Source organism: Acidovorax sp. FW305-C-20-28, from assembly GCF_058783375.1.
The window spans coordinates 109,496-119,952 of record NZ_JBYSYM010000017.1 but is presented as its reverse complement, the minus strand read 5'-3'; the positions used below and the strand labels follow the sequence as shown (position 1 = coordinate 119,952).

Genomic DNA, 10,457 nt, shown 5'->3' with positions numbered 1-10,457 from the left:
ACGCCCCCCCCCCCCCCCCCCCCCCCCCCCCCCCCCCGCGCCGGTGCTCAGGGCTGCCCGTACACCGTGTAGATCTCCCGCATCTGGCCCGTGTCCACCATCTCGCCGAACGAGCGGCCCCAGCCGATGTAGACCTTGGCGCCGATGAGGCCGCGCACGTCCCAGTGCAGGTACTCGATGCGCTGCGGACTGCCCGTTGCGCGGCGGTTGGCCGGCGCATCGCAGGAGCCCGGGCACTGGAAGGCGACCAGGCCTTCGCGCTCGCCCACGAAGAGCAACTGGCCGTTGGTGGTCAGCAGCGCGAGCCACAGTTGCTGCCCCGGGAGGCCGGGGACGTTGCTCACGTCGATCTGCAGGCGGGTGTCGGTCGCCGGGCCGTCCATGCGGACCGCTGCCGACACGCCTGGTGCGGGTGCGCCCGCCCCTGGACCGATGAGCACGCGGGACGTGCCCTGCTGCGTGTAGCTGCGCAGCTGCATGGTGGCTGGGTTGCTACCGTTGTAGACAAGCTCGCCGACCAGGAATTCGCCGTGGGGCCCCATCCCCATCGAGCGCGTGTGGCACAACACACCCGCCGGAGCCGGGGGGCTCGTATCGCACATGTCCGCGGAGCGGAGCACGGTCGTGACGTTTCCGCCGCCATCGACGCGGCGGATGGCCCGGCGGCCGTAGCTTGCCGGGGTGTAGACCGTGCGCTCCAGGAGGAACAGGTTGTCCTGCCGGTCGAACGCGATGGACAGGGTATCGCCAAAGCGGGCGACTGCGCCCGGCCCGTCGACGTGGCCTTCGTCGGCCCCCGGCGTTCCGGCCACCACGGTGGCCTGGCCATCGGCCGCGTACCTGCGGACCACGCGGTCATTGGGATCCGCCGAGTAAAGGGTGCCCGCGGAGTTGACCGCAATATCCACGTTGAAGAAAGACCGGGTGGGCCCGAACATGAAATCCGGCGAGGAAAACTGGCTGGTCGCGCTGACGAAGGTGCTCACCACACCATCGGGCGTGATCTTGCGGATGCGACCGGGGATGGGCGGACTGGTGGGTGTGGCTCGGGGGGTGAAGTGCACCACATAGACCGTGCCCGCCTGGTCCACGGTGATGCCGGTGGGGTTGCACAGCGTGGCGCCCTGGCCCACCCCATCCTGGATGCCACACACCCCTGGCTGGCCCGCCAGGGTGGTGACGTCCCCTGCGGGGCTGATCTTGCGCACCACGTGGTTGCCGTTGTCTGCCACATAGATGTTGCCCACAGCGTCCACCGCCACGGACGTGGGCAGGGCGAACTTCGCGGCCGGGCCATTGCCGTCCGCGTAGTGGCGCTCGCGGACACCCGGCGCCAGGGTACCGGCGATGGTGGTAACTTGCTGGTAGTCGGTGCTGAGCCTGCGCACGAGGTTGTTGAGCTCATCGGCAATCACGACTTCACCCGCGGGGGTCACGGCAAAGCCCCCCCAATTGGAGTCGATACGCGCGGTGTTGGCCGGGCCGTCCACCCCGGGGGTGATGGTGTCCGCGCCAGCCACTCCGTGGGCAGCAAGCAGGGCGGCCACGCAGGCGGCCAGCAGGCCGGTGCGTCGCAGTCGGGTAGGGGGTGAGGTAGATGGCATGAGGCTCCCTTGGGTGGTGTCGAATCTGTTCATGGCCGCCACTTTATGGACCGTTGCGTGCAAGAGCCGTAACGATTTGTGGTGACCACGCGCGTTGGCATGGACACCATTCGAACAGGGAGTGCTACATGCGTCTGTGACCTCACTCACAGGCAGCGGCCATGACCCCCAAATGGGTGAGGTGTGTGGTGCGCAGCTTGCGGGTGCAGGTGCCTGGTTATCCTGCGTCCCATGAGCATCATTGCCTACTACCTGCACGTTGACGACACCCAGCTGCGCGCGGTGCGCGAGCAGCCCGCCGTGGTCTGGAACGTGAACAGCGACCCGCGCTTTGCCAAGGCCGCGCTGGTGACCGTGGACAAGGACTACGAGGTCGTGGCCTGGCTGCTGTCGGACAAGAAGCGCAAGGAGCAGGCACACCAGGTCGCCACCTACCGCGCCATTGCGCGCGAGTCGCAGCCCGGTGCGCAGCGGGGCAAGGACGCATTCGCCAGGCTGGTGGCGGCAGAGCTGCAGAAACTTGGCGTGCCCGCCGAAGACACCGATGCCATCGCGACCGACCCGGTGCTGGAGGCCATCGAGGGCCGGGGCAGCGAGGCGCAGCGCGAGCCCCGGGTCAACTTCGGCCTGGGCAACGCCCGCTGGTTCCGGCCCGACGAGGTGAAGAAGCTGGCGGCCGCGCTGGAGCGCGTGTCGGAGGCGAACCTGCGCAAGTCATTCAACCGCAGCGTGATGGCGAAGTTCGACGTGGCGGGCATGGGCTGGAACGAGGAAGAGGACTCGGTGCTCGACGAGTTCCTCATCCCCGCGTTCCGCAAGATCCGCATGTTCTACACCGATGCCGCACAGCGCGGCCACCATGTGCTGGTGATCTACCAGTAGGGGTAAGCGGGGGCAGGGCAAGGGGCAGTGCCAGTCCACCCGAGGGGGTTTTCACCATGGCATTCGAATCGACCACACAGCCCCGGATGGACCAGGCCGCCCCCGACGCCCGACGGGAGAGCCACCATCGCACCCTCGCCTGCACCGTGGGCATGGCCGTGCTGGTGCTGGGGTTCATTGCTGCGGGCTGGCCGATGCAGGCGGCGACGCTGGAGCGGTACAACGCGCTCATCGGCCAGTTTCAGGCCGCGGGCCAGCGCACCGAACAGGCTGCGAACGCGCATCTCCAATCCGAGGCGGCCAAGCTCGACAAGCTCAAGGGCATGCTCAACCCACCCTGAGGCTGCGGGCGCAGCCGCGTGCGCGGCGCCCCAACCCCTCTGTACGCCCCCTCGCGCAATTCTTGCCTTGACGGCGACGGGGCCATTCCCTACAAACGCGGGTCTGATCCAGCCGGAGGGCTCCCCATGCGTTTCAAGTCGCAGAAGAAGGACGGGTTCCAGGTGTTCGCCGTGGCCGGCGTGAACACGGTGTCGTTCGGCATCACGGCCACGGCCGCGGCGCGCAAGGGCCTGCTGGGGTTTGCCGTGGAGCGCGAGGACCCCGCGCGCGACCGGCGCTTTTTCATGCAGGGCATGAAGGTCTTCCCCTCGGTCATCCCCAACCCGGAGCCGGGCACGCGGGTCTCCACCCAGGAGCACCCGATCCAGAGCTTTGTGTGGGACGACTTCACCGCCAGCGACGGCAGCACCTACACCTACCACTTCTACCCGGTGCGCGGCAAGCCCAAGAAGCTGGACCACTCGGCCGAGCCCATCTCCATCACCATCACGACCGAGAAGCTGTTCTCCGGGGGCACGCACGACATCTTCTTCAACCGCGGGGTGGCCAGCAGCCAGGCCTACGCGCGCGAGTTCAACAACGTGCCGCCGCGCCAGATCGCCGACCCGAAGGAGCGCGAGCGGGCGCTGCAGTGGCTGAGCCGCGAGCTGGACGAGGCGCTGCTGCGCTTCATCGACCAGGCAAAACCGGGCGACGAGCTGCTGGGCTGCTTCTACGAGTTCCGCTACGAGCCGGCCGCCCAGGCCCTGCGCGCCGCGCTCAAGAAGGGGGTGCAGGTGCGCCTCATCGTGGACGCCAAGGACAACGCCTCCACGGACAAAAAAGGCAAGTTCCACGAGGCCTTCCCGCGCACGGAGAACCTGGCCATGCTGGCCCGCCACCGGTTTCCCAAGGCCAGCGTGGTGCAGCGGGAGATGCGCGCCAACGACATCCAGCACAACAAGTTCATGGTGCTCACGCGCAAGGGCAAGGCCAACGCCGCCGAGGTCTGGACCGGCTCGACCAACCTGTCCGACGGCGGCATCCACGGCCAGACCAACGTGGGCCACTGGGTGCGCGACCAGGGCGTGGCCAACGCCTTCCGGGCGTACTGGCAGATCCTGGCCACCGACCCGGGCGCAGCGGATGGCAAGACCGCCGAAGGGCGTGCGGCGAACAAGGCCTTCACCGATGCCGTCGAGGCCCTGAGCCCCACCTTGCAGCCCGGCGACGGGGTGGCGAGCGGCACCACCCCGGTCTTCAGCCCGCGCCGCGGCAAGGTGGTGCTGGAGCGCTATGTCGGCATGCTCGATGGCGCCGCCACCCACGGCTGCATCACGCTTGCCTTCGGCGTGGGCGAGCTGTTCCGCAAGGCCTTGCTCACGCACACGGCCGCCAGCCCGCTGACCTTTCTGCTGCTGGAGAAGGAGGACAAGCCCAACCCCCGCAGCAAGACCCAAGACGCCTGGGAGCCGGTGAACGCCAAGCACAACGTGTACAAGGCCTTCGGCTCGCACCTGGACATCGACAACGGCGCGGTCTACCAGTTTGCGCAGGAGTCCAACAACCGCGCGCTGGAGCTGAACCAGCATGTCGCCTACATCCACTCCAAGTTCCTGCTGGTGGACCCGCTGGGTGCCGACCCGGTCGTGGTCACGGGCTCGGCCAACTTCTCCGAACCCTCGACCACGGGCAACGACGAGAACATGCTGGTCATCCGCGGTGACCGGCGCGTGGCCGACATCTACTTCACCGAGTTCAACCGCCTGTTCTTCCACTACTACTTTCGCACCACGGTCACGCTGACGGCCCGGATGCGCGCGCAAAACCCCACCACCACCCCCAAGGCGGCGCCGCAGTTCCTGCACGAAAAGCCCGAGGACTGGCTAAAGGCCTACCAAAGCGGCAAGCTCAAGGACAAGCGGGTGGCCATGTTCTCGGGCATGAGCGTGTAGCCCGGGTACCGCCACACCCCAACCCGCTGCTCCAACGGACCAGCAAGCGAGTGCGCAAGAGAGCGAGCGAGCACCATGCAGCTCCAATGGGTTCCTGCCGCGGATGCCTTCCTCATCCTGCGCGCCCTGGGCACGCAAGAGGACGCCCCGCGCGAGCCGGTGAACCGCTTCTTCGTGGAGCTGGACGGGCAGACCCCCCTGGGCCGCACCTACGATGTCATCGACGAACGCCTGCACCCCGACCGCTGCTGCAAGGAGCTCACCATCAAGTTCCTGGCCGACATCTGCTACGCGCCCCTGGCCACGGCGATCCGGCAGCTGCTGGCAGAGCGGCATGGCCGCTGGGTGCAGGCGCAGTTCATCGCCGCGCTCGATCCCGGCGAGATCGCCCTGCAGGCACAGGACTACGCCGTGGAACACTTTCGCCGCGAGGGCGCCGTCGACTCCGGCATGGTCGTGCACGCCAAGAGCTGCGTGAAGCTGCTGCACCACGCCAGCGGCATCGAGGCCCGCTGCTCCTCGCACCGCAGCAAGGACAAGAACCTGGAAGAAGCCCTGCAGCTGCTGGCGGCGCTGGTGCGCAACCAGAGCCTGCTGGGGCAGGGGCAGGGGCAGAGCGGGCGTGCGGCATGATGGGGCCTGCCCTGGAGTCGTTCCAGAGCGACCTGGACTGGTACCTGGGCCACGCCCGCTCCCTCGCAATGGGCGCGGAGGATTGCTGCGCCGACCAGGGGCACTACCGGGTTGCGGGCGAGCTGTTTTACTTTCTGCTGCAGCCCACCCAGTTGGTGGACGACCCACTGGGCCTGATGACCGCACAGCAGAAGGAGGCCGTTGCGCAGCTTCGGGCCAGCGTGCGCCTGGTTCCGCCGGAGGCACGCAGTGGCGGGCCGACGGCGAACGCCTCGCTCACGGACATGCGCCACCCGTCCTGGGAACAACCCCGGCGTCTTGCGCAGGCCTTGCTCCCGGTCCTGGCCCCGCTGGCCGCGCCACGCGATGCCGCGGGCTCTGGCGGATAGGGGGCAACTGTGCCGGGCCGCAACACCGACAAGAAACTGGGGACGGCCCTGCGCGGCACAACTGTCTGCCGGCCCTAAACTTCATTGCATGTCAAACGCTTCCATCGCCCGGCGACTGCTGGAAATGACCGATCTTTACACCAGCGGCGCATTGCCAGCCAGCGCAACTGCCGCGGGTCTAGAGCGGCATGGGCCCGCGCTGGAGGGGGGCCCACAAGAGGTGCGGGACAGGCTCCATGCCCTGTCGGTCGCGGTGATTGCCGAGGATGTATCACCGCTGGAGGCAGAGCAACTGGGCCTGGCCAATCGCCGCGATGCGCTGGATGCCCTGCGGCGAATGCTTGAACAACTTTGAGCAGGTGCGCCGCACGTCCCGCAGGTTCAGCGCAGCAGATGATGTTGGCAGGCCCATGGCGAATCGGCGCCCTGGGGAACCATCAGGCAACGACCACCATGTTCACGCGATTTGTGATTCACAAGAACGATGACGGATCCGGACGGCGCCAGGGCCTGTTCCAGGCGCTGGCGGACCTGGAGTCCGAAGGCCGCCTGCACGGCCCGCACCACGACACCTACCAGGAGCTGCGGGAGTGGTTCCGGCACCACCTGAAGCAGCCGAGCAGCTTCGCGCGCGCCGCGCGGCCCCACGCCAAAAAAGTCGCCTTGGGCTGGTTCAAGGATTCTGCGGCAGAGCACATCCGCCAGATGCGGCGCATGGCCGCCCTGCTTGTCGAGCACGATGTGGCGGTCGAGGTATTGCAGACCCATCGGCCCGGCTACATCGTCTATGAGGACGAGCACCAGGTAGCGGCGGAGCCCTTCAGCGATACGCCGACCTAGTCCGCAGGAACCGAGCCATCGGCTGTGCGCCGGGTTGGCCGCGAGACGCCCATCGCCATCCCGGCGCCAAGGGCAAAGAGCCGCCTGCCGGCCCGATGGACAACATGTCCAGTGCCCCGGCCACCACGGGCCCTAGACTGCATGCGCCGGCCTCTCGGCCTTCGGCCCATCGATCCCTCTGCCCCCACACCCCCATGCCCGAAATCTCCCTGCAAATCATCGCCAAGACCTCCGACAGCGAGGCCGGCACCCGGTTGGCGCAAGCCGGCGGCACGCTGGATGCGAGCGCGCTGGCCACCCTGGCGGCTGTCTTCGGCAGCCCGACCGTGCACACGCCCGGCGCGCTGGACAGAGCGACCACCCTCGCCGGCAAGAAGATCGCCAAGGACCTCTACCGGCTGGACCTGTTCGGCGACGCCTGCGAGGACCTGTTCGCGCTGCTGCGCGAGGCGGGCAGCAGCGACAACAACAACAGCAACACCACGCCGCAGTTCTGGGCCTTGCTGTCGCACGAGAACGGCTATGACACGTATGCCTTCAACGACGGCGCGGGCACCTGGGCTCGCTCGGTCTTCTGGGAAGGCAGCAGTGATCCGGCGCACGACAAGCGGGAGGCCGAGGACGCCTGGTGGGCCAGCATGCCCAAGCCCGTGCTGGTCCTGTGGGCCGACGATGTGCCGGCAGCCCAGGCGCGCATTGCGGCGTACAAGGAACGGCAGGCCGTGGAGGTGGACCACTGGAGCGACTTCCTCACCCGGCACACCGACCGGGACGGGCTCATCCTCAAGCTGCGCATCAAGGGCAAGAAGGCGCGCTCGGCGCTGCACCGCAAGCTCAAGGCCCACGCCACCCCGCCGGGGGCGGACTTTGCGCGCCTGGCAGACCACCTCACCGCGCTGCGCGTGGAGCACCTGGGCGCGGACGATGGCGCCCGCTACCCGGACTGGTCGCAGGCCATGAAAGCCCCCGCGGCGCTGGCGCAGGGCATGGTGTTCGTCGAGGAGTCGGGCAACTACCTGTACGTCGGCTTCCAGATGGATGGCATCAAGCCCTACCTGAGTGGCGAGTGCAATGTGAGCGCCAAGGGCACCTACGTGACCAACCTGGTGCACTACTTTCGCATGGTGTCAGACAGCGTTGCGGGCCGCGCCATCTACCGGGTGGGCGGGCAGTGCTATGCCAACGACATCGTGGAGTTCAACGGCCAGCTGTACCTGCAGTAGGCCGCGCAACAGGCCTGCGCAGGCAGCAGGCCAGGCCAGGCAGCGCCGCCTGCCGGAGCGCGCCCTACGGCTTCAACCCCGGAACTGCAGGGCCGTCTCCCCTTCCCCATAGATGGCCGCCAACTCCTGGAACAGCGCGTAGATCTCCAGCTCCTTGACGGCGTCGAGGTAGCCGGCGTCTTCCATGAAGGACGCGACGTTGCCATCGCAGAACACGCCGATGCCGCGGATCGCGCCCAGGTCGTCCTCGCCCTCCTCGCCCAGGAAGCCGATGCTCACGCTCCCATACACATCCAGCGTCTCGTCGATGTCGTGCTCTTCGCAGAACGCGCTCATGTGGTCCTGCAGTTGCTCCGTCAGCGCGTTGATGCCCGGCAGCCGGCCCTGCGCCTCGAAGTCCTTGTATTCCGCGCTGTACCGGCTGAAGCCCACGTCGAAGTTGATCTCATCGCGAAAGCCATCGAGCGCATCGCGCAGTTGCCCGAGCGTGGTGGACGGCAGTTGCTTCGCGCCGTAATCATCTTGCTCACGGTCGTAGGGATGGATCCAGCCCTCGGTGGGCATGTCCAGCGAGACCAGGCCCTTTTGCACCAGCAGGTCGATCGCCTTGCGGGTGTTGGCGGGGTTCTCGAAAGCCTCTTTGCGAATGGGCAGGAGCAGATGGAGTGTGAGGGACATGGATTCCTTTTTTCTTGCGTGATGGACAAATCGGATGGAGGTGGTTGGCCGGTGCGGTAGTGCATCCGCAGCGTCCGCAACCATGCCGCAGCGATCTGTCACACAGGCAAGCAGCAAGCAACGGAACCCCGCGCCGGGGTCGCCCTGATGGTACGCAATCGCGGCCCCCTGGCAGTGGACATTCTGTCCACTGCACTGCCATTGCGCTGCCGCGCGGGCAAGCCGCTACCGGCCCTGCGCGAGGAACGCCGCCACCAGCGCATTGGCATGCCCATGGCCCATGCCGTGGTCGGTCTTGAGCAGGGCCACGTACTCCATGTGCTTGCGCTCGCCCGCCGCGCGCAGCACCTCCATCCAGTGGCTGATGGGCTGGCCGTACTTGGCCTCGATGGAGGGGAAGTACGAGGCGGGGCCCTTGACGGGACTGGCGCTGGAATCGGGCATGGGATGGTCTCCTGGGTGGATGGGGTTTGGTCGGAAGGCAGGCGCTGCGCCCGGCAGGTGCCGTGCGTGCCTGAACCTACGACGAACGAAGCGGCGGGATATCGACAGGCTGCTCGAAAAAAATCTGCGGAGTACCGTTGGTCAGCGCTCTCCCGTGCGCTCACCGCCATCGTAGCTTCTGCGGGCCGCACAGGCGGCCTGACTGTCTGGGCATGGCCCCTGCCGTTTATTGGTGGACGTGCGGCGAACCGGCTGAGATCATGCGCTCCAGACTCCACTGCTTAGAGCGGATAACAAAACTCAGCGAAGCGGTTCTGGCTAGGCGCTGCGTCGCAGGCAGTACGAGTAGTACGACAAGACGCAGCAACGACGCCAGAAGAGTTTTGTTAGCCGCTCTTAGGGCGTGCCCATGCCACCAACCATCCTGCGATCACCCCGCCTGCTCAGAGCCGCCGCTGCCGCTGCGCTGCTGGGTGCCTGGCTCTCCGCCCCCGCCTGGGGCCAGGTGCCGACGGACATGCTGCCGCTCACCATCTACCGGGTGTCGGGCACCTGCGGCTCGGGCCATGTGGCTTCGCTGCACGAGGCCATCGTGCGCGAATCCTTCGACGAATACACGGCGGTGAAAACCGTGCAGGTGTCCAAGCACGGCATCCTCGCGATCGGCATGCGACCGGACATTGCCGCGCATTTGCTGGGCATGCTGGGCGTGCACGACGTGGCCGCCGGCTGCCAGGACATCCTGAACAAGTCCCGGAAGGCCTTGGTGTGGGACCGGTGACGTCCGTCGAATCCTTGTGCGCCCTGCCTTGGAGCCCCGGCCGTGAACCGTGCTGACTCGGGGTGCGGACGGGCCCGCACGGCGTCCTGGCCATTCTCTGGCGCAAGAGACCCAGGGAATGAACAGGCCGCGGGGGCATTTGACAAGCACGCATCCGCCATCTCCAGCAAGCCTTGCGTGTCTAATACCGTTTCCCTTGGACCTGCTACCTGCACACCGTGTCCACCCACAAGTTGCTTGAAAGACGGCCGTCCGGAAGCCAAACGCCGCCTATGCAAGAACCACGCTCCTTTCCCACCACCGCCGCCCGGGAGTCGCTGGCAAGGCGGTTCGGCCTGCCGTTTTCGCCAGACATGCAAGACTGGGAGTGGGAAGTTGCCGACGCGCAGCGCATCCAGGAATTCACTGCCGCCTACCGCGACTGCCCGGACCTCACCAACGCCGAGCGTTTTTCGCTGATGGAAATGATGGTCCAGTGCCTGGACGATCTGCAGGACGATCCCCAGGCAGAGCGCTCCTGGGAGTCCATCGCACCGCTGCTGCTGGCGAACTGGGAACTGCATGCGGGCACGGTGGCCTACTGGTCGTGCACCGATGCCTCTGCGTCGCAGGAACAGTTCCATGTGTCGCCGCGCATGGGGCAATTGCTCATGCGACGTACCGATCCGGACAACCGGCCGTGAGGGCCACGGCGGCACGCGCGCAGG

General features: G+C 67.1%; 13 protein-coding genes. 10 read left to right on the top strand and 3 right to left on the bottom strand.

Features of this window, described 5'->3' with window-relative positions; translation table 11 throughout:
* Positions 1–47: 47 nt before the first annotated feature.
* On the bottom strand, positions 48–1,604 hold the full coding sequence (locus AC3WOH_RS19795; RefSeq protein WP_492231034.1) for an NHL repeat-containing protein: 1,557 nt from the start codon (positions 1,602–1,604) through the stop codon (positions 48–50).
* 231 nt (positions 1,605–1,835) lie between these two features.
* Between AC3WOH_RS19795 and AC3WOH_RS19790 the strand changes: the two genes are divergently transcribed.
* The 8 genes from AC3WOH_RS19790 (at position 1,836) to AC3WOH_RS19755 (ending at position 7,847) form a co-directional block, all read left to right on the top strand.
* Complete coding sequence (locus tag AC3WOH_RS19790) at positions 1,836–2,486, top strand: DUF1877 family protein (RefSeq protein WP_492231033.1); 651 nt, start codon at positions 1,836–1,838, stop codon at positions 2,484–2,486.
* 56 nt (positions 2,487–2,542) lie between these two features.
* The gene (locus AC3WOH_RS19785; RefSeq protein ID WP_492231032.1) at positions 2,543–2,827 is read left to right on the top strand and encodes a hypothetical protein; all 285 of its coding nucleotides are present in this window, start codon (positions 2,543–2,545) and stop codon (positions 2,825–2,827) included.
* A 126-nt stretch (positions 2,828–2,953) separates the two neighbouring features.
* Complete coding sequence (locus tag AC3WOH_RS19780) at positions 2,954–4,762, top strand: phospholipase D-like domain-containing protein (protein ID WP_492231031.1); 1,809 nt, start codon at positions 2,954–2,956, stop codon at positions 4,760–4,762.
* Positions 4,763–4,837: 75 nt separating this feature from the next.
* Positions 4,838–5,395: a peptide chain release factor family protein gene (locus tag AC3WOH_RS19775; RefSeq protein ID WP_492231030.1), complete on the top strand. Its 558-nt coding sequence runs from the start codon at positions 4,838–4,840 to the stop codon at positions 5,393–5,395.
* A complete protein-coding gene (locus AC3WOH_RS19770) occupies positions 5,392–5,784 on the top strand; it encodes a hypothetical protein (protein WP_492231029.1) in 393 nt (130 codons plus the stop codon). Before AC3WOH_RS19775 ends, AC3WOH_RS19770 begins: the two co-directional genes overlap by 4 nt.
* Positions 5,785–5,872: 88 nt before the next feature.
* Positions 5,873–6,139: a hypothetical protein gene (locus AC3WOH_RS19765; protein WP_492231028.1), complete on the top strand. Its 267-nt coding sequence runs from the start codon at positions 5,873–5,875 to the stop codon at positions 6,137–6,139.
* A gap of 98 nt (positions 6,140–6,237) precedes the next feature.
* Positions 6,238–6,624: a hypothetical protein gene (locus tag AC3WOH_RS19760; RefSeq protein ID WP_492231026.1), complete on the top strand. Its 387-nt coding sequence runs from the start codon at positions 6,238–6,240 to the stop codon at positions 6,622–6,624.
* 194 nt (positions 6,625–6,818) lie between these two features.
* Positions 6,819–7,847, top strand: coding sequence for a hypothetical protein (locus tag AC3WOH_RS19755; RefSeq protein WP_492231025.1), 1,029 nt, complete (start codon positions 6,819–6,821; stop codon positions 7,845–7,847).
* 72 nt (positions 7,848–7,919) lie between these two features.
* Here AC3WOH_RS19755 and AC3WOH_RS19750 read toward each other — a convergent pair whose 3' ends face one another.
* Together AC3WOH_RS19750 and AC3WOH_RS19745 are read right to left on the bottom strand one after the other, a co-directional pair.
* Complete coding sequence (locus AC3WOH_RS19750) at positions 7,920–8,525, bottom strand: hypothetical protein (protein ID WP_492231023.1); 606 nt, start codon at positions 8,523–8,525, stop codon at positions 7,920–7,922.
* A gap of 225 nt (positions 8,526–8,750) precedes the next feature.
* Positions 8,751–8,969 (bottom strand): DUF4287 domain-containing protein, encoded by a 219-nt coding sequence (locus AC3WOH_RS19745; RefSeq protein WP_492231022.1) that lies wholly within the window; start codon positions 8,967–8,969, stop codon positions 8,751–8,753.
* Positions 8,970–9,378: 409 nt separating this feature from the next.
* Here AC3WOH_RS19745 and AC3WOH_RS19740 point away from each other — a divergent pair, with 409 nt between their 5' ends.
* Both AC3WOH_RS19740 and AC3WOH_RS19735 read left to right on the top strand, forming a co-directional pair.
* Positions 9,379–9,750 (top strand): hypothetical protein, encoded by a 372-nt coding sequence (locus AC3WOH_RS19740; RefSeq protein WP_492231021.1) that lies wholly within the window; start codon positions 9,379–9,381, stop codon positions 9,748–9,750.
* A gap of 218 nt (positions 9,751–9,968) precedes the next feature.
* The gene (locus tag AC3WOH_RS19735) at positions 9,969–10,433 is read left to right on the top strand and encodes a hypothetical protein (protein ID WP_492231020.1); all 465 of its coding nucleotides are present in this window, start codon (positions 9,969–9,971) and stop codon (positions 10,431–10,433) included.
* Positions 10,434–10,457: the final 24 nt, after the last annotated feature.

Bases quoted from the DNA above. Each gene is read 5' to 3' on its own strand.
- AC3WOH_RS19795 (WP_492231034.1), bottom strand. From the start codon at position 1,604: ATGCCATCTACCTCACCCCCTACCCGACTGCGACGCACCGGCCTGCTG.
- AC3WOH_RS19790 (WP_492231033.1), top strand. From the start codon at position 1,836: ATGAGCATCATTGCCTACTACCTGCACGTTGACGACACCCAGCTGCGC.
- AC3WOH_RS19785 (WP_492231032.1), top strand. From the start codon at position 2,543: ATGGCATTCGAATCGACCACACAGCCCCGGATGGACCAGGCCGCCCCC.
- AC3WOH_RS19780 (WP_492231031.1), top strand. From the start codon at position 2,954: ATGCGTTTCAAGTCGCAGAAGAAGGACGGGTTCCAGGTGTTCGCCGTG.
- AC3WOH_RS19775 (WP_492231030.1), top strand. From the start codon at position 4,838: ATGCAGCTCCAATGGGTTCCTGCCGCGGATGCCTTCCTCATCCTGCGC.
- AC3WOH_RS19770 (WP_492231029.1), top strand. From the start codon at position 5,392: ATGATGGGGCCTGCCCTGGAGTCGTTCCAGAGCGACCTGGACTGGTAC.
- AC3WOH_RS19765 (WP_492231028.1), top strand. From the start codon at position 5,873: ATGTCAAACGCTTCCATCGCCCGGCGACTGCTGGAAATGACCGATCTT.
- AC3WOH_RS19760 (WP_492231026.1), top strand. From the start codon at position 6,238: ATGTTCACGCGATTTGTGATTCACAAGAACGATGACGGATCCGGACGG.
- AC3WOH_RS19755 (WP_492231025.1), top strand. From the start codon at position 6,819: ATGCCCGAAATCTCCCTGCAAATCATCGCCAAGACCTCCGACAGCGAG.
- AC3WOH_RS19750 (WP_492231023.1), bottom strand. From the start codon at position 8,525: ATGTCCCTCACACTCCATCTGCTCCTGCCCATTCGCAAAGAGGCTTTC.
- AC3WOH_RS19745 (WP_492231022.1), bottom strand. From the start codon at position 8,969: ATGCCCGATTCCAGCGCCAGTCCCGTCAAGGGCCCCGCCTCGTACTTC.
- AC3WOH_RS19740 (WP_492231021.1), top strand. From the start codon at position 9,379: ATGCCACCAACCATCCTGCGATCACCCCGCCTGCTCAGAGCCGCCGCT.